This is a genomic window from Flavobacterium sp. FlaQc-30, from assembly GCF_044005885.1.
In the GTDB taxonomy this organism is placed as follows: Bacteria; Bacteroidota; Bacteroidia; order Flavobacteriales; family Flavobacteriaceae; genus Flavobacterium.
Genome location: NZ_JBIPCO010000002.1, coordinates 125,421 through 143,233 on the forward strand (window position 1 = coordinate 125,421; position 17,813 = coordinate 143,233).

Below are 17,813 nucleotides of genomic sequence, written 5' to 3' on the forward strand. Positions count from 1 at the left end.
TGAAGTTTGAGCAATTATTCTTGCGCTTTTTCTACAGGTTTGTCTTCTTCTTTTTCTTTGTTATCTTTTGAATCTTTTTTCTTTTTTGATTTAGAAGGTTTTTTGATTTCTTTAAAGTTCTCCATGAAAGTAGTGTACTTTGCAACTTGATCAGGATTTAAAAAAGCACCTATTTTTTTATTTGTACTTTCTCTTAGAGCTTTTATTTGTTCAATTTTTACTTCTTGGCTGCTGCTTTCATTTTTTAAAAGAATACCTTGCTCTCTCATACTGTCAGCCAAAACATTTGTTATTGCAATTACCTGTAATTCGTCTAAATTAACAGCTGGTTTCATTTGTTCAACAATTAATGAAGCAGTTTCTTCTACAGGAACTTCTTTAGGTTTACTTGGAGTACTTTGTGGTCCTTGCATCATGCTTCTGTCCATTCCCATTCCGCCGCCTCGTCCGTAGCCATTTCCATAACCGTTCCCGTAACCATTTCCATAGCCATTATTATATCCGTTTCCGTATTGAGCAGAAACAGAATTGAAGCAGAATATGGTGAAAACCAAAAGAAATAAAGATTGTGTAGCTTTCATATAAAAAGTTTTTTATCTAAAATTGATAATTATTTAGGTAAATTTAAGCAGGTTCTCCGTATAAATCAAATTCTGTAGCTTCAATTATGCGTATATTAACAAATTCTCCTGTTTTTACATAATGTTTAGAAGCGTCTATTAAAACTTCATTGTCAACATCAGGGCTGTCAAATTCTGTTCTTCCTACAAAATGTGCGCCTTCTTTTCTGTCGATAATACATTTATAAACTTGTCCTACTTTTTCTTGATTTAAATCCCATGAAATTTGAGACTGTAATTCCATAATTTCATTAGCTCTTGCTTGTTTCACGTCGTCTGGAACATCATCTTCTAGTAAATAGGCATGCGTGTTTTCTTCATGAGAATAAGCAAAACATCCCATTCTGTCAAATTTCATTTCCTGAACAAAATCTTTCAAAATTTCAAAATCCTCCTGAGTTTCACCTGGATATCCAACGATTAAAGTTGTTCTAATTGCCATTCCCGGAACTGCAGCGCGGAAATCTTTTAATAATTGTGTTGTTTTAGCTTGTGTTGTACCACGACGCATTGATTTTAAAATAGAATCTGAAATATGCTGTAATGGAATATCAATGTAATTACAAATTTTAGGTTCGCGTTTCATTAATTCCAAAACATCCATCGGGAAACCGGTAGGATAAGCATAATGCAGACGAATCCATTCAATGCCTTCAACTTTCGCCAATTCTTCTAATAATTCGGCAAGATTTCTTTTTTTATAAAGGTCTAAACCGTAATAGGTTAAGTCTTGAGCGATTAGTATTAATTCTTTAACGCCGTTTTTTGCTAAACCTTGTGCTTCTTTAACTAATTTTTCAATTGGTTGTGAAATATGTGATCCACGCATCAACGGAATAGCACAAAAACTGCAAGGTCTGTCGCAGCCTTCAGCAATTTTTAAATAAGCATAATTTTTAGGAGTTGTTGTTAGTCTTTCCCCTAATAATTCATGTTTATAATCGGCTCCTAAAGCTTTTAACAGCTGAGGTAATTCAGTTGTACCAAAATATTGATCTACATTCGGGATTTCTTTTTCTAAGTCTGGTCTATAGCGTTCAGATAAACATCCAGTTACAAAAACTTTATCAACTAAACCTTTGTCTTTTTTATCAGCATATTCCAAAATCATATTAACTGATTCTGCTTTTGCATTATCAATAAACCCGCAAGTGTTAATTACAATAATGTTTCCTTCATCCTTAGTGGCTTCATGAGTAACTTCTTTACCGTTTGCACGAAGTTGTCCCATAAGCACTTCACTATCATATACATTTTTTGAACACCCAAGAGTGATTACGTTAATTTTGTTCTTTTTTAAAGACTTGGTTCTCATACTTTTATAAATTGGAGTGCAAAATTACACTTTTTTATTCAAACAGCGCTTGTTTCGATTCTATTTAGGTGTTTTTTGTGATGTAAATTGTACTGTATGCTGTGTTTTTTCTGTCGAATTAGACTTCTTTTGTTAGGAGTAAAAAAAAATCCGTCAAGCAAGAACCTGACGGAAGTTTTATTATTCTGTTTATTTTTAAATTACAATTCAAATAATAAAGTCAATGTAACATTGTTGAGTTTTGATGTGATATTGGCACCATCGGTAAATCCTTTAGTAAAGAAACCTTGGTTTGATTTTCTTTCAGCATAAGAATAAGCTAAGTCTAGTTTTGTGCCTCCAAAATTATAACCTAATCCACCAGAATAACTGTTTAAATCTCCAATAGTAGTTTTGTTTTTATACGGGCTTCCTTCATATCTGTATCCGCCTCTTAAGCTTAATTGGTTTATTTTGTATTCTGCTCCAATTCTTAATTCTCCATTATTAGTCAGCTGATTACTGATGTCGTTATTTACACCTCTAAATCCTGGATCGTTAGTAGGTTTGTATTTTGTGTTTCCATAATCTTTAATAGCGTAATCAACGCTGATTAAACCTGATTTTCCGAATATATACGCCGCACTAAAAGTTGTTTTTCCAGGAGTTTGCAAAGTGTATGATTCGTAAACATTAATAACGTTAGGGTTTATGTCTGCATATTTCTCAGGTCCATTTGCGGCTTGCGTAGTAGTGTGAAGGCTTTGAGAGACTTCGTCATAAAGTTCATACCAAGTATTTGATTCGTAAGCTAATCCAAGTCTGAAAGAGTCTGTTACTTTAGCAATTGCGCCAAGTTGAAAAGAGAATCCATTTCCATAAGTGTAAAGTTCGTTGTTAAAACGCAGATTAGAAATGGTTTCAGTAGGTTCTAATGGGTTTGAATTATCTTCATAAAAACTGCTTGATCTTCTGTAATCAGTAATATGTGCGTTTAAATTTGCTCCAAAATAGATGCGATCTTTATATGAGGTTGAAATGTTAAAACTTAATTTACTGTTATATCCTCTGGTGTAAATTTCGTTTTCGTGATAGTAGTTTCCACCTGCAGGAACATTAGACGTGTATTGAGTGTTTTTGTCTAATGGACTTACTGGGTTTATGACAAAGCCGTAGTAGCCAAAATAGGCTTGCTGCTCATCATAAAACTGATTTTTATATGGTATTCCAGTAATGTCTCCTAACGGAATTCCGTTTGCATAAGTAAGGAAATAGTTGTCTATAGAATTAGTTGGATTTGTTCCAGCTGAGAAAACATTGTTGTTGAAGTTGTTGGTGTTTTCGTAGGTTGCTCCAATCGCAATTTTTTTCCAATTGTTGTTTGGATTCCTGTCATTAAAGACAAAGATTGCTCCCACTTGATTTAGGATGAATGAATTGTCTTTGTCTGAAGTTTGAGTTCCAAAGTAATTAGAGTTGTTTTTGATGTTCTGATTACTAAAAGTTACTCCCATCTGGTTGTTTATGAAAATCGCAGATCCTGCAGGATTTACGCTAATTGAGGATAAATCCCCGCCTAAAGCACCAAATGCTCCGCTCATTGCTCTAAATCTCGCCGTTCCTGTTAAGTTGTCTTGCGAAAAGCGTAAAGCATCAGAAACTTCCTGAGAATGTGAGATGCTGACAGTTAGTCCTGTAATTAATAGGAAGAGTATTTTTTTCATTTTGGTATGTTTTTGTGTGATTTTAGATTGGTAAAAGGGAGAGGAAGGTTATCTTCTTCCTCCTCCGCCTCCACCGTAAGATCTTCCGCTACCGCCACCGCCGCCAGATGATCTCATGCTTCCGCCGCCGCTGTTCATTGAACGCGATGGGCTAGGAGAGTAAGTTCTAGACGGGCTGCTATTGGTGTTGTTGTAGCTTCTATTAGTTGTAGAGCTTGATCTTCTGTTTGAATAATCGTAGCTGTTACTTTGTCCTTGTGTTGTGCTTCTTCTGTTTGTGAACGTTGGGCTTGTTGTGTAGTTTCTGCCGCCGTTTGTTGTGGAAGTTCTTCTATAGTCAGAATAGCTGTTTGTTCTGTTGGTATAGTTTCTATCTGTTGTATAGTTTCTGTTGCTATAGCTTCTGTTGTTGAAGCTTCTGTCAGTATAATTTCTGTTTGAAGAGTAGTTTCTTCCAGAGGCAAAATTTCTATTTGAGCTATAGTTTCTTCCGCTTCCATAGTATGCTGCAGAACCTCGTCTTCCATAGTTATAAGAATAGTTTCCGTAATAACCTGGTCCCCAATATCCAGGATAACCCCATCCAGGTCCCCAGTATCCAGGATATCCCCAAGCGTAACCAGGGTATCCCCAGTATCCGCCGTAGCCCCATCCGTAATATGGGTATCCGAAACCAAAACCAAATCCCATTGACCATGTTGGGTTAGAATATATATTTACAGAAACTTCAGATGGACTGCTTCCCCAAGCTGGATAAGCAGTTGATGCTACTTGCGTACTGTCGTTTTGAGAGTAGTTGCCGTAGCTGTCTACATCTGTAAAAATTTCCGTAGGCTGGTTGTCGTCTTGAAGAGATCTGAAATAATCTTTGTATTGGTTGTTTGCGTTAGATGTGTTTGTCTGAACGTATCTAGTAGTGGAATTACCATAGACTCCGTCATTATCATTATAAGATGTGTTTTGGTAAGAACCACACGATGCAAGCAGAAAACTCAATAGTCCAATTAAGTAAAAATGACTTGAGTTTTGACGTAGAGTAATATAAGTTTTCATATCTGTGGTGTTTTTTATTGTTGCACATTACAAAAATAGTTAGTTTTGTCAAACTATTTAGTTAAAATAATTAAAACAAAATTTGTGCCAAACTATATAATATGAGTAAGAACCTCACTACAAGATCAGAAGATTATTCGAAATGGTATAACGAGCTGGTTGTGAAAGCGGATCTAGCTGAAAATTCAGGAGTTAGAGGCTGTATGGTAATTAAGCCATATGGTTATGCGATTTGGGAAAAAATGCAAGCTGAGTTAGATCGAATGTTTAAGGAAACTGGACATCAGAATGCTTATTTTCCTCTGTTTGTTCCTAAAAGCATGTTTGAGGCTGAGGAAAAAAATGCAGAAGGATTTGCAAAAGAATGTGCTATTGTTACGCACTATAGATTAAAGAATGATCCTGATAAACCGGGTAAATTAATGGTTGATCCAAATGCTAAACTGGAGGAAGAACTTATTGTTCGACCTACTAGTGAGGCAATTATTTGGTCTACATATAAAGGATGGGTGCAATCTTATAGAGATTTACCATTGTTAATTAATCAGTGGGCAAATGTAGTTCGCTGGGAAATGCGTACACGTTTATTCTTGAGAACTGCAGAGTTTTTGTGGCAAGAAGGGCATACGGCTCATGCAACAAAGGCAGAAGCTTTGGAAGAATCTGAAAAAATGATGAATGTTTATGCTGATTTTGCTGAAAATTTCATGGCAATTCCAGTTGTGAAAGGTTTTAAAACCGAAACAGAGCGTTTTGCTGGCGCAGATGAAACGTATTGTATTGAAGCATTGATGCAGGACGGAAAAGCCTTGCAAGCTGGAACCTCTCACTTTTTGGGACAGAATTTTGCAAAAGCTTTTGATGTGAAATTTGCAAATGCCGAAGGAAAGCAAGAACATGTTTGGGGAACTTCTTGGGGTGTTTCTACTCGTTTGATGGGAGCTTTGGTTATGACGCATTCAGATGATCAAGGATTAGTGCTTCCTCCTAATTTGGCGCCAATACAAGTGGTGATTGTTCCAATTCACAAAACAGATGAGCAGCTGGCTGAAATTACAGCAGCGGTTAATGAGTTAACGGCTAAATTAAGAAAGCTTAAGATTTCTGTGAAATATGATGACAGAACTACTCAAAAACCTGGATTTAAATTTGCAGAGTGGGAGTTGAAAGGTGTTCCGGTAAGAATTGCAGTTGGTCCTAAAGATTTAGAAAACGGAACTTTTGAAGTTGCGAGACGTGATAACTTGACAAAAGAGGTTGTTGCTGGCGAAAAAATTGTTGAGTATGTAAATGACTTACTTGAGCAGATTCAAACGGATTTATTTAATAAGGCATTAGAGTATCGTAATACTCATGTTACGGAAGTAAATAGTTTTGAGGAATTTAAAGAAGTTTTAGAAGGAAAAGGAGGGTTTATTTCTGCTCATTGGGATGGCACTGCAGCGACCGAAGAAAAGATAAAAGATTTGACAAAAGCGACGATTCGTTGTATTCCTTTAGATGCTGTTGAAGAGGCTGGAAGCTGTGTGTTTACAGGTAATCCGTCTTCGAAAAGAGTGCTTTTTGCTAAGGCGTATTAAAAAAAAATAAAAATTTTTGCATCAGCTATTGTGCAACTAAAAAATAGATGTATCTTTGCATCCGCATTAGAGAAATACATGGTCCGTTCGTCTATCGGTTAGGACGCCAGGTTTTCATCCTGGTAAGGGGGGTTCGATTCCCCCACGGACTACTTTTTTTCTGCGAATAAGTTATTTAACTTGATGTATTGGTCCGTTCGTCTATCGGTTAGGACGCCAGGTTTTCATCCTGGTAAGGGGGGTTCGATTCCCCCACGGACTACAATTTCAATTTGTTTTAAATTGAAGAAAACTTAGAAGAGAACTGGTCTGTTCGTCTAGGGGTTAGGACTCCAGGCTTTCGTCCTGGTAACAGGGGTTCGATTCCCTTACAGACTACAAAATTAGTTGTAAATAAGTTTTGTAAAATGAAAATTGGTGTCTCGGTTTTTGTTTTATTAGTTAAAACCAAAGTGATTGTTTTGCAATTGTGGGAGGTTTTTCTTTTTTAACTAGTATTTATAATAATTATTACATCTAAAATTAAAAAAAAATGGCAAATCATAAGTCAGCATTAAAAAGAATCAGAAGTAACGAAAAAAGAAGAGTTCTTAACAGATATCAACACAAAACTACTCGTAACGCTATTAAAGCATTAAGATTAGCTACTGATAAATCTGATGCTACTGCAAAATTATCAACTGTAATTTCTATGATTGATAAATTAGCTAAAAAGAACATCATTCATGATAATAAAGCTTCTAACTTGAAGTCTAAATTAACGAAACATGTTGCTAAATTGTAATTAATTGCAATTTCCTAAATATTAGAAAAGTCCTCTTTTAGAGGACTTTTTTGTTGTTTAAAAATGAAAATCTTAAATTCAGTTTTTTGATTAGTGTTGAATTTAATATTTTTTAATTATAGCTTTTGTTGGATTTCAAGAGTTAGTAATGTCTGGTTTTTAGTCGATGTCTATTTTCTTTTTGAGATATTCTAACATGGCCAGCGTAATTGGTTTTGAAAGAAAATCTATAATTATAGGGTATTTTTTTGCTTTGGCTAAGTCGTCAGGATCAATTGTTGAAGACAATACGATGACTTTTGCTGTGTTGAATTCTTTGTAGTCAGCTGAGGTGAAATGATCTAGAAATTCCCATCCACTCATAACCGGCATATTTAAGTCTAAAAAAATCAGCTCTGGTTTTTTGTTTACCTTGTTTTTATTATTGGTGTATTTTAAGGTGTTGAAATGGAGTAGTGCTTCTTCACCATTTTGAGCAGTGATAATTTCATGTGAAAATGATGATTTTGAAATTACTTTTTTGCATAGCATTAATGTAATTGGATCGTCGTCAATGCATAAAATTTGCTCAAGCATAGTGTTTAGTTTTTAAATGTTATCGTAAATGTTGTGCCTTTGTTGACTTCGCTATCAATACTGATCGTTCCTCCCATGGTTTCTACTTGAGATTTTACAAGATATAAACCTAGTCCTTTGCTGTCTGGATAATTATGGAATCTTTGATAAAGTCCAAAAACCTTATCGCGATTTCGGTCTAGATCGATTCCAATTCCATTGTCTTTAAAGGTTAATGTAACTTGTTGGTCAATTTGTTCGGCGGTTATCGATATTTTTAATTTACGGTTTTCGGACTTGTATTTTATTGAGTTCGTAAGCAGGTTGAGTAAAATACTTTCAATATAAGCTTTGTTTGTATTAAGTAAAGGTACTTTTTCGAATTTTAATTTAATAATTGGTTTGTGCAGTTCAATTTGAAAAGAAAGCTGGCTGAATACATTTTCAAAAACTTCTTTTAGCGAAACTTCTTCTTTTTGCATAGAAGGATTGTCTTTTATGATTATGACTTTTACTAAATCATTAATTGTTTCATTTAATAAATGAGTTGATTTTGTAAAACCTCCTAAAATCTCTTGCAGTTCAGTATTCTCGATAGGAATATCTTCGATAAGATTTAAAAGTCCAATTAAGTTAGATAAGGGAGCTCGTAAATTATGTGACGTGATGTATGAGAATTGCTTTAAATCCTTATTGTTTTGTGTTAGTTCGCGAATTAAATGCTCTTTTTCGGTTTCTAATGTTTTTTCGTCAGTAATATCTCTTTGAATAGAAATCCAGTGTGATATCAAGCCTTCATTATTAAAAATTGGGATCATAGAGAAGCGTACCCAGTATTCTTCTTTTTTCTTAGTATAACTAATTGTTTCTATTAGGCATTCTTCTTCATTTTTGATGGCTCTTAAGAGTTTTTTTAGTTCATCTGAGTCGGATTTTGGCCCTTTGAAGATATTTGGAGATTTTCCGATTATTTCATTTGATCCATAGCCAGACATTTGAGAAAAAGCTGGGTTAACATAAACGATTTTTGGTATTTTACGATCGACAGAATTGGCTTCGGTAATTAAAATTGAATCTTTAGATTGTGTGATTACGGTTTCTAATAGTTTTAATCGTTGTTCTTCTTCTTTTTGTTTGGTAATATCTTGTATTGCACCAATCATTCTGATAGCTCTTCCGTTTTCATCTTTTAGTAAAAAACCTCTGTCTAAAACATACTTGTAGCTTCCATCGGCGCATCTAAAACGGTATTGATCCTGCCATTTTTCTGTTTTTTGCTCAATAAAAGAGTATAATTTAATAGACATTCTAATGCTGTCTTCTGGATGAATTTTGTCAAACCACCACTTTGAAGTTTTTCCAACTTCTTCAGGGTTGTATCCAAAAACGCTCTCAATTCCTTTGTTCCAATTTATTCGGTCTTCTTGTATTTTCCAATCCCAAATAGTATCACTTGTTGCTTTTGCAACGATGTCATATTTTTCGTTGGATTCTTTAATTTCTTCGTTTGTTTTTTTTAGTTTCTTAAAAATTGAAATATTTCTATTTTCATTTTTTGTGAGTATGTATTTGAAAATAAGTCCTGTAGTCAGGATAAGAAAAATGTCCTTTAAATAAAATAAATAAGAATATTTTGACTGAAAAAAGTATTTAATGAGTAGATTATGGCACACTGTTGCCATAATTAGTGATATGATAACGTAAACAAGAGTAATTAGGAGAGTTTTACTTTTCATTACTCAAATATAGTTAAATTAACCATAACTAAACAATAAGTAAAGTTCATTTTGATGCCTAATTTAACATTGATTTAAAGAACTAATTACTTGTATATACGCAAACTATCACAGAAACGTTTTTTTTTAGAAAATAAAGTGTACTTTTGCACCCATTAAAAAACACAAATGGAATCTATTAGAAATATTGCAATTATTGCCCACGTCGATCACGGTAAGACCACTTTGGTTGATAAAATTATGTATCACTGTCAATTATTTCGTGACAACGAAAACACAGGTGATTTAATTCTTGATAATAACGATTTAGAGCGTGAGAGAGGTATTACTATTACTTCTAAAAACGTTTCTGTTCAATACAAAGGAACAAAAATCAATATTATCGATACTCCTGGCCACGCGGATTTTGGAGGTGAAGTAGAACGTGTATTGAACATGGCCGATGGTGTATGTTTATTAGTGGATGCCTTTGAAGGGCCAATGCCGCAAACTCGTTTTGTATTACAAAAAGCTATTGATTTAGGTTTGAAGCCTTGTGTAGTTATCAATAAAGTTGATAAAGAAAACTGTACTCCTGAAGAAGTTCATGAAAAAGTTTTTGACTTAATGTTTGAATTAGGTGCTACAGAAGAGCAGTTAGATTTTCCAACTGTTTACGGTTCTGCTAAAAACAACTGGATGTCTGACGATTGGAAAAACCAAACAGAAAACATTGAGCCTTTATTAGACATGGTTATTGCTAATGTACCAGCTCCTAAAGTTTCTGAAGGTACTCCTCAAATGTTGATTACATCTTTAGATTTCTCTGCTTTTACTGGGCGTATCGCTATTGGTCGTTTAGAAAGAGGTATTTTGAAAGAAGGTATGGCAATCTCTTTAGTAAAGAGAGATGGTACTGTTACGAAATCAAGAATCAAAGAATTACATACTTTTGAAGGTCTTGGACGTAAAAAAGTAGCTGAAGTAATTGCTGGTGATATTTGTGCCGTAGTTGGTATTGATGGTTTTGAAATTGGTGATACTATTGCTGATAACGAAAACCCTGAAGGTTTAGCTTCTATTGCTATTGATGAGCCTACAATGAGTATGTTGTTTACAATTAATGACTCACCTTTCTTTGGTAAAGAAGGTAAATTTGTAACTTCTCGTCATATTAGAGAAAGATTGACAAAAGAATTAGAGAAAAACTTAGCGATGAAGTTAGGTGAAACTGATTCTGCAGATAAATTTATGGTTTTTGGTCGTGGTGTACTTCACTTATCTGTCCTTATTGAAACAATGAGAAGAGAAGGTTATGAGCTACAAATTGGTCAGCCGCAAGTTATCATCAAAGAAATCGATGGTAAAAAATGTGAGCCAATTGAAGAATTAACAATCGATTTACCAGAAAACCTTTCAGGTAGAGCAGTTGAATTCGTAACAGTTCGTAAAGGTGAAATGTTAAGTATGGAGACTAAAGGTGAGCGTATGATCATTAAATTTAATATTCCATCACGTGGAATTATTGGTTTAAGAAATCAATTGCTTACTGCTACGGCTGGTGAAGCTATTATGTCACACCGTTTCATTGGATATGAGCCTTACAAAGGAGAAATTTCTGGACGTAACAAAGGTTCATTGATCTCTATGGAAAAAGGAAAAGCTATTCCTTATTCTATCGATAAATTACAAGATCGTGGTAAGTTTTTTGTTGAACCAAATGCTGAAATTTACGAAGGTCAGGTAATTGGAGAAAACTCTCGTAGTGATGATATGTGTGTGAACGTAACTAAAGAGAAAAAACAATCTAACGTTCGTTCATCTGGAGCTGATGAAAAAGCTAGAATTATCCCTCCAATTATTTTCTCTCTTGAAGAAGCTTTAGAGTACATTCAAAAAGATGAATATGTAGAGGTTACACCAAAATCTATTCGTCTAAGAAAAATCTATTTGACTGAAACTGATAGAAAAAGATTTAAAGTTTAATAATTTTAAATTTCAATATAAAAAATCCCAAATTCCTTTATGGAGTTTGGGATTCTTTTTTTATGCTATATTGGAATTCTTTTTATAGTTAATTAAAGCTTCTAGTTTTTGACAAAGTATTGGGATTTGGAATTAAAAAAAAGTTGAAATTTTAAATACTATCTTTTTAAACTAAAGTGACCTTTTACACTTTTACCATTTACAAAGGTCAAAGTAAACCAATAATCATCAGAGGGAAGCTGCTGGCCATTAAATATTCCATTCCAGCCAATGCTGTTTTGATTCATTTCTTTCAGTAATTTTCCGTAGCGATCAAAAACATAGATTTTAAAATTTGGAAGATGTTCGATATCATTGATAAACCATAAATCATTATATCCGTCTCCGTTTGGTGTGAAAAATCTTGGATAATCAAGTACATATATAGTAATATTATTTGATAATCCGCAGCCATTTTTGTCTCTGGCAACAGCATTATAAGTGCCGGCAGCTACCCTGGTAAATAACGGATCATCTTGAAACGTAACGCCGTCTAATGAAAATTCGTAGTCTCCAACTCCAGTATATTCTAACAAAACGGAATTATCGTTTCCTGAAAAATCTTTTACAGTTGATCCTGTTAAGGTAGCAGGTTCTGATAAAACAACTTTGAAGGTTTTGGTTTTTTTGCAACCATTTGCATTGGTTACCGTTACAGCGTAATCTCCAGGAGCAGTAACAGTTAATGAATTTGTGGTATTTCCTGGTGCAGTATTCCAAGAATAACTACTAAAACCTGAATCTACAGTTAGTGTCACATCACTATTTTTACATACAAAAACAGATTCATTTTCGAAATTTGGCGGGTCAAATGTGTTTACCACAAGAGGAACAGGAATAACATCGTAACAATCTGGTCCATTTACAACTCTGCCATAAATAGTTTGATTGAATGCAGTTGTATTTCTAAAAATATTGGGTAACTGATTTGTTTCTGTTACAGCATCATTTGCGGTTGCATAGTAATTAACAGTTAATCCAGTTGCAAGACCAAGCTGCGGAGTAACTTCAATATTCAAATCAAATTGATACAATCCATCTTGAATTTGATCTTGGTCACAAATGCTTATCGGATTTGGATCAGCCATAGATGTATTTGCAATTTCTAAAGTTACTTGAGCAATTTTAGAGCATTCAAATTGATTTTCAAGACGAGCATAAACAATTTGATTTGGTGCATTATTAATATATCGGTTTGGAGATGCAATTTTATTTGTTTTGTTCTGAGCATCAGTCAGTGTTTCATAAAAGCCTTCATTTAAAATCGAAGCAACATTATTTTTTATAATATTGTTTACTTTGCTTAAATCAAAAATAGAAATACCGTCGCTATTATCATCACATTGCAGTAAAGAGGTATCTGTTGATTGGATTTCTAAAGCATAGTCAATTTTTATTTCGCCTGATAATATGCACGTTGTACTTATTACAGTGGCTTCAACTACGTAATTTCCTGCGTCTGTAACTTCATAAGTTGGATTTGTACTTAGTGTAACAGAAGGATTAGCTTTTTTATACCATTTAAAAGTATACTCTGCAGCTGATAGTTTACTGTCTAAAGTGATTCTTTCTCCAAAACAGGCAGGATTGTTATTTGCAATTGTACGATCTTCACCAAGAGCAATTTTTGAAGCAAAACTTCCTGCTTCAAGAAAAATTGCTGAAGTTTGGTATCTAACGTCAGCATCGCCGATTACAAGTTTTACGTGATATTTTTTTCCAGCAGTTACTGTGCTGCTAGCGGTCATTACGATAGTTTGTCCAGCAAAATTTATTGGACTTGTATTTGTATTTCGCCCGTTAAAGTAACTTTCATTTGAAGCAGCGCAACCAGGATAACTAATGCCTCCAACACTTGATCCGGGGTCAATTTTTGGATGAATATTTACAGAAGAAACCGGCGTATTTGTATTAGGTATTACTGCTAAATTTTTATAAGGGTCTGCAGTTCCAACTTCTTTGATTAAGAAAGCAAATCCGTCAGAATATCGGCATGGAAAATCATATTGATATTCATTAGAAGCGAAAATATAATTAAAGCTCAAGGAACTTGTGTTAGCGATGAAATCAAATTCTAGCACTGTTGTATTTATTGAATTAATACCAAGTGTCTGATCGAGATCGGTGTCACGACCCCATGAAGCACTATCATCAGAACCGTCATTTGGATTACTGACAAAGGGACCGACTGCGCTTTGAGCTGTTGATGTTGCTAAAACGATTCCTTCTCTAAAAGGGAAACTACTTCCGTTACTATTAAAATAAGCAAAACTCTGTTTTCCAGGTCTAAAATTATCACCGCGACCTGTTGAATTCGATGCATTGGCGCAAGAACTATTAACTAAAATATCTTGAATAAGCTGTGTTGGTGTTTTTGTATCGTCAATAGTTATGACCTGCGCATTCATCTTTGCGGATAAACAGCATAAAAATAGAATAAATAAAAAACGTTTTGCTGGAATCATAGTATAACAAATATACTATAAATCTCGATTTTTTAATAGTTTGTAAGAAAAGTAAATAAACAAGAAAGTCCAGATTAAGACAATCAATATCGAAGTATAACTTACGCTGTAATCTTTAACATCATTTACACCCATTTGTGCTCCGATATTTTTGATAACTGAAAGCCTTGAAAAGGGTTCTATAATTAAATTTGACATTGCTTCCAGCGGGAAAAACTTCATTATAGTATATCCTGTCGTGCTTTCAGGAAATATTTTGAAAACTAGTAAACCTTTTGCAATACCTTCAAGGATACTCCAAACTAATAAAAATCCTAAAGCAAATGCAGATCGTTTTACCAAGATTCCTAAAAACAAACAGAAAGAAAAGAATCCTACTAGTTTTACAAAAAAGGCAAGCAAATAATCTAAATCCATGAAAATGACATCAAATTCAGTATACGAAGAAAAGCTTAATCCAAGTAATAAACTCATTACAAAAACAAAAATGGTAGAGCATAATGCAAAAAGTACAACCGTAAGAAACTTAGACAGAATAAACTCTTTTTTACTTAAACCATCAATTAAGTTTTGTTTTAATGTGCCGTAGCTGTATTCATTTGCCATCATTGAAACAATTACAATAGCTAGAAAAAATTTCAGCCATGCTGCGATATAAGTGTTGAAATGCCAGATAAAAGGAAAGTTAAAGATTCCCATTTCGGCCAAATGAAATTTAAAAACACCGAGATCAAATTTTATAGATGCAATTAATGCAATAAATGAAAGAAGAATAAAATAGGTTAAAGTAAGAATCTTGCTGGCTTTATTTTTCCAGATTTTTTGTAATTCTATAGAGACAAGTCTGTTCATGGCTTAGTTATTTTTGATGGTGGCTTTTTGAGTTAGTTCTAAAAATTGTGCTTCTAAACTATTTTTGCGTTTTACTAAATGGCTCAAAGCAATATTTTTAGAGAACAAGTACAAATTCAGTTCAGAAGCTGATAAATCAGATTTCAGATGTACCAAAATTTTTCCATCTGATTCTTTGATTTTATCTACAGCAGGATGCTCTGTTAGAACTGATTTTAAAGCTAAATTATCATTTGCCTGTAATTCGAAGAAACTTTCATTGGCAGACATGCCATCAACTGAACCTGAATACAAAATTTCGCCTTTGCGCAGAACAACAACGTGCGAGCAAACTTTTTCGACTTCGTCTAGTAAATGCGAAGCCAGTAAAATGGTTGTTCCGTGCGATGCAATTTCTTTAATAATATCTCTAATTTGATGAATTCCCTGCGGATCTAAACCATTTGTAGGTTCATCTAAAATTAGAATTTCGGGATCATTTAATAGTGCCGATGCAATTGCAAGGCGTTGCTTCATTCCTAAAGAAAAAGTACTGAATTTACTGTCTTTTCTTTCGGTTAAACCCACAAGAGTCAGTTTTTCATTTATTTTAGAATAATCAATGCTTTTTATTTTACAAACCAGTTTCAGGTTTTCTTCCGCAGTCATGTACGGGTAAAAGTTGGGACGTTCTATAATAGCGCCAACCTTTTTTAAAGCTTCGTGCGTTTGCACTTTACCGTCAAACCATTTGTAATCGCCTGAAGTTTTATTTACAACATTCAAAACGATTCCTAAAGTGGTTGATTTTCCGCTTCCGTTTGGACCTAAAATTCCGTAAACATGTCCTTTTTTTATGCTAAAAGATACATTTTGAAGCGCATGAATGCGTCCGTATCTTTTGCTGAGATTCTCGATAGTTAATATGGTTTCCAAGTTAATTGTGGTTTTAGTTTTTTAGTAAGACGAAGCAAGTGGGATATTGTTACGCCAAATTTATTTTTATCATCTTATTCGTGTAAATTTGTAATAAAGATATTCAAAATGAGCGAACCATTAATGGTGCTAAAGAAACCTACTTACCCTTTAACACGTCCATTATTAAGTTATTTAGAACGATACGAACGAATTTCGAAAGTATCTGTGTTCTATGATGACTTATTGCGTTTTTCCGGCTCGGTCAATGTATATGATAAAAATGAAACAGATACTTTGTGGATTCGGGTTTATTACAGCGAGTTCGAAAGAAATGAAATCGATTTGAACCTAAAGAAAATTTATTCGCTTTTACATTCTGATGGAAATAGTGATATTATTCAGTTTCTAAATATTGATGCAATTGACTATTGTACTTTTGGAAATTCAAAACCGTTTAGAATTAAGGTGCGAAATATTCTGAACGACAATTATGTTCATTTTTATATAAAAAAAGCAGATGCTTCAAGGATTTACGGACTTGAATTGGAAGATATTCTTTCGCCTGATAAAATTAACTTTTTGGTCTACAAAGACACGTTGATCGAAGAGCATATTATAGGTATTCCAGGCGATGTTTTTATGGATACTTTACTGCACAATTGTACTGAAACCGAAAAATCTCAGATTGCAAAGGAGTTTGTAAAGTTTAATGAACGTTGTATGATCAGGCTTTTGGGCGATATGCGTGCTTATAATTATGTAATTGTACCTATTCACGATTTTGATCAAGTAGTTTATAAAATTCGTCCTATCGATTTTGATCAGCAGTGTTATGAGGGAAATTTTAAAGTGTATCGTCCGCAGTTTTTTAAAGAAAATTATCCAATGATACAGCTCATAAAAGAGAAATTAGAAGATCGATCCATTATTCAGTACAAAGATGAAGAAAGAGCGATTTTAGCAAAACGTATACATTCAGCCGAAACGAGAATACATAAATTACTGAATATAATGTGTCATGATACCATTTCGACTGAAGAACATTTGAATCAATTGAAAATGGAATTGTATCGATATACAAACGATATGAAATTTAAAAATGCTAAATCAATGGGGCATATTATGCATGCAGCATTCGAATTTATAACGCGTAATTTTAAAAATACAAACTTAGTTTAAAAGGATAAATCAGATAAGTTCACAAAGCAAAACTTAAATTTTCTCATATTACTTATATGGTTCAAAAAAAAATAACCTTATGAAAAAGTCTTTTTTAGTAGCCGCTTCTATTGTTTTATTAGCATGCCAGCAACAATCAAATAGTGATTTAAAAACACTTTATTCACTTCCAAAAAAGTTGAAAGAAGTTTCGGGAATAACTTATTTTCCTGAGACAAATTTGCTTTATACTTTAGAAGACAGCGGAAATAAAAATGCGGTTTATGCATTAAATGCCGAAGGGAAATTGGCCAAAACAATTACGATTTCAAATGCCGTAAATGTGGATTGGGAAGACATAACAAAAGACAAAAAAGGAAATCTTTATATTGGCGATTTTGGAAATAACGATAACGAACGTAAAGATTTATGCATTTATAAAGTAGATAAAACGCAATTGGATAAAGATGTGGCTTCTGCCGAATATAAAATTTCATTTTCTTATCCAGAACAAACTGAATTTCCTCCAAAGAAAAAGGAAATGTTTTATGATGTTGAAGGTTTTTTTGAACACGACGGTTACTTTTATCTTTTTACCAAAAATCGAAGTAAAGGTTTTGACGGAACTGCTTTTATATATAAAATAAAAAATGCAGAAGGAACTCAAAAAGCAGTTAAAATAGGGGAGTTTAAAACCTGCGATAACTATAATCATTGTGTGCTAACCAGCGCAACAATTAGCCCTGATGGAAAAAAAGTGGTTTTGTTAAGCCATGACAAAATTGTTCTATTTAAAGATTTTAAGGGAGATTTATTTCACAAAGGAACTCAGACTGAAATTGAACTCAATCATTTTTCTCAAAAAGAAGCCGTTGTTTTTAAAGACAATAATACTTTGCTTATTGCCGATGAAAAAGCAAACAAGACTGGAGGAAATGTTTATGAATTTAAGCTATGAGGTTCTGAGATGCTAAGATTCTAAGAAACTGAGGCTTTAGCAAAAAAAAAGTTAGCCACGAATTGCACTAATTGCCAAGAATTATATTTTAATAAAAATTAGTGGTAATTAGTGCAATTCGTGGCTTAAAAGC

The 17,813-nt window shown here is 33.6% G+C and carries 14 protein-coding genes and 3 tRNA genes; 8 read left to right on the forward strand and 9 right to left on the reverse strand.

Annotated elements, in window-relative coordinates; all coding sequences use genetic code 11:
- Positions 1-14 precede the first annotated feature (14 nt).
- The 4 genes from ACHRV0_RS05895 to ACHRV0_RS05910 all read right to left on the reverse strand — a co-directional run bounded on the left by ACHRV0_RS05895 (position 15) and on the right by ACHRV0_RS05910 (position 4,691).
- On the reverse strand, positions 15-581 hold the full coding sequence (locus ACHRV0_RS05895; RefSeq protein WP_395440200.1) for a hypothetical protein: 567 nt from the start codon (positions 579-581) through the stop codon (positions 15-17).
- A gap of 43 nt (positions 582-624) precedes the next feature.
- Positions 625-1,935, reverse strand: a complete 1,311-nt coding sequence (rimO, locus tag ACHRV0_RS05900) for a 30S ribosomal protein S12 methylthiotransferase RimO (protein WP_089056222.1) — start codon at positions 1,933-1,935, stop codon at positions 625-627.
- A gap of 200 nt (positions 1,936-2,135) precedes the next feature.
- On the reverse strand, positions 2,136-3,638 hold the full coding sequence (locus tag ACHRV0_RS05905; RefSeq protein ID WP_395440201.1) for an OmpP1/FadL family transporter: 1,503 nt from the start codon (positions 3,636-3,638) through the stop codon (positions 2,136-2,138).
- Positions 3,639-3,686: 48 nt separating this feature from the next.
- On the reverse strand, positions 3,687-4,691 hold the full coding sequence (locus ACHRV0_RS05910) for a hypothetical protein (RefSeq protein WP_395440202.1): 1,005 nt from the start codon (positions 4,689-4,691) through the stop codon (positions 3,687-3,689).
- A 101-nt stretch (positions 4,692-4,792) separates the two neighbouring features.
- Between ACHRV0_RS05910 and proS the strand changes: the two genes are divergently transcribed.
- The 5 genes from proS (at position 4,793) to rpsT (ending at position 7,055) form a co-directional block, all read left to right on the forward strand.
- Complete coding sequence (proS, locus tag ACHRV0_RS05915) at positions 4,793-6,271, forward strand: proline--tRNA ligase (protein WP_395440203.1); 1,479 nt, start codon at positions 4,793-4,795, stop codon at positions 6,269-6,271.
- Positions 6,272-6,351: 80 nt separating this feature from the next.
- Positions 6,352-6,423, forward strand: a tRNA-Glu gene (locus tag ACHRV0_RS05920).
- Between the two features lie 38 nt (positions 6,424-6,461).
- Positions 6,462-6,533 (forward strand) — tRNA-Glu (locus tag ACHRV0_RS05925).
- 44 nt (positions 6,534-6,577) lie between these two features.
- Positions 6,578-6,649, forward strand: a tRNA-Glu gene (locus ACHRV0_RS05930).
- Positions 6,650-6,803: 154 nt separating this feature from the next.
- Positions 6,804-7,055 carry a 30S ribosomal protein S20 gene (rpsT, locus tag ACHRV0_RS05935; protein ID WP_089052957.1) on the forward strand — a complete coding sequence of 84 codons (252 nt, stop codon included), beginning with the start codon at positions 6,804-6,806 and terminating at the stop codon, positions 7,053-7,055.
- Positions 7,056-7,214: 159 nt separating this feature from the next.
- On the opposite strand, the gene ACHRV0_RS05940 is transcribed toward rpsT, so the two are convergent.
- Both ACHRV0_RS05940 and ACHRV0_RS05945 read right to left on the reverse strand, forming a co-directional pair.
- A complete protein-coding gene (locus ACHRV0_RS05940) occupies positions 7,215-7,631 on the reverse strand; it encodes a response regulator (protein ID WP_129025878.1) in 417 nt (138 codons plus the stop codon).
- Positions 7,632-7,636: 5 nt separating this feature from the next.
- On the reverse strand, positions 7,637-9,346 hold the full coding sequence (locus ACHRV0_RS05945; protein WP_395440204.1) for a PAS domain-containing protein: 1,710 nt from the start codon (positions 9,344-9,346) through the stop codon (positions 7,637-7,639).
- A 168-nt stretch (positions 9,347-9,514) separates the two neighbouring features.
- Here ACHRV0_RS05945 and typA point away from each other — a divergent pair, with 168 nt between their 5' ends.
- Positions 9,515-11,311 (forward strand): translational GTPase TypA, encoded by a 1,797-nt coding sequence (typA, locus tag ACHRV0_RS05950; RefSeq protein ID WP_089052960.1) that lies wholly within the window; start codon positions 9,515-9,517, stop codon positions 11,309-11,311.
- A 158-nt stretch (positions 11,312-11,469) separates the two neighbouring features.
- On the opposite strand, the gene ACHRV0_RS05955 is transcribed toward typA, so the two are convergent.
- The 3 genes from ACHRV0_RS05955 to ACHRV0_RS05965 are packed head-to-tail and all read right to left on the reverse strand — an operon-like array spanning position 11,470 to position 15,582.
- Entirely contained in the window at positions 11,470-13,815 is a 2,346-nt protein-coding gene (locus ACHRV0_RS05955; RefSeq protein ID WP_395440205.1) for a choice-of-anchor L domain-containing protein, read from the reverse strand.
- Positions 13,816-13,830: 15 nt separating this feature from the next.
- The gene (locus ACHRV0_RS05960) at positions 13,831-14,667 is read right to left on the reverse strand and encodes an ABC transporter permease (protein ID WP_395414410.1); all 837 of its coding nucleotides are present in this window, start codon (positions 14,665-14,667) and stop codon (positions 13,831-13,833) included.
- Between the two features lie 3 nt (positions 14,668-14,670).
- Positions 14,671-15,582 (reverse strand): ABC transporter ATP-binding protein, encoded by a 912-nt coding sequence (locus tag ACHRV0_RS05965; protein WP_129025886.1) that lies wholly within the window; start codon positions 15,580-15,582, stop codon positions 14,671-14,673.
- Positions 15,583-15,690: 108 nt separating this feature from the next.
- Between ACHRV0_RS05965 and ACHRV0_RS05970 the strand changes: the two genes are divergently transcribed.
- Both ACHRV0_RS05970 and ACHRV0_RS05975 read left to right on the forward strand, forming a co-directional pair.
- Complete coding sequence (locus ACHRV0_RS05970) at positions 15,691-16,743, forward strand: hypothetical protein (RefSeq protein WP_089052965.1); 1,053 nt, start codon at positions 15,691-15,693, stop codon at positions 16,741-16,743.
- A gap of 79 nt (positions 16,744-16,822) precedes the next feature.
- Entirely contained in the window at positions 16,823-17,680 is an 858-nt protein-coding gene (locus ACHRV0_RS05975; RefSeq protein ID WP_395440206.1) for an SdiA-regulated domain-containing protein, read from the forward strand.
- Positions 17,681-17,813 lie beyond the last annotated feature (133 nt).

Excerpts from the sequence above, each read along its gene's own strand:
- ACHRV0_RS05945 (WP_395440204.1), bottom strand. The coding sequence starts at position 9,346 with ATGAAAAGTAAAACTCTCCTAATTACTCTTGTTTACGTTATCATATCA.
- typA (WP_089052960.1), top strand. The coding sequence starts at position 9,515 with ATGGAATCTATTAGAAATATTGCAATTATTGCCCACGTCGATCACGGT.
- ACHRV0_RS05960 (WP_395414410.1), bottom strand. The coding sequence starts at position 14,667 with ATGAACAGACTTGTCTCTATAGAATTACAAAAAATCTGGAAAAATAAA.
- ACHRV0_RS05895 (WP_395440200.1), bottom strand. The coding sequence starts at position 581 with ATGAAAGCTACACAATCTTTATTTCTTTTGGTTTTCACCATATTCTGC.
- ACHRV0_RS05970 (WP_089052965.1), top strand. The coding sequence starts at position 15,691 with ATGAGCGAACCATTAATGGTGCTAAAGAAACCTACTTACCCTTTAACA.
- ACHRV0_RS05905 (WP_395440201.1), bottom strand. The coding sequence starts at position 3,638 with ATGAAAAAAATACTCTTCCTATTAATTACAGGACTAACTGTCAGCATC.
- ACHRV0_RS05910 (WP_395440202.1), bottom strand. The coding sequence starts at position 4,691 with ATGAAAACTTATATTACTCTACGTCAAAACTCAAGTCATTTTTACTTA.
- rpsT (WP_089052957.1), top strand. The coding sequence starts at position 6,804 with ATGGCAAATCATAAGTCAGCATTAAAAAGAATCAGAAGTAACGAAAAA.
- ACHRV0_RS05975 (WP_395440206.1), top strand. The coding sequence starts at position 16,823 with ATGAAAAAGTCTTTTTTAGTAGCCGCTTCTATTGTTTTATTAGCATGC.
- ACHRV0_RS05940 (WP_129025878.1), bottom strand. The coding sequence starts at position 7,631 with ATGCTTGAGCAAATTTTATGCATTGACGACGATCCAATTACATTAATG.
- proS (WP_395440203.1), top strand. The coding sequence starts at position 4,793 with ATGAGTAAGAACCTCACTACAAGATCAGAAGATTATTCGAAATGGTAT.
- rimO (WP_089056222.1), bottom strand. The coding sequence starts at position 1,935 with ATGAGAACCAAGTCTTTAAAAAAGAACAAAATTAACGTAATCACTCTT.
- ACHRV0_RS05955 (WP_395440205.1), bottom strand. The coding sequence starts at position 13,815 with ATGATTCCAGCAAAACGTTTTTTATTTATTCTATTTTTATGCTGTTTA.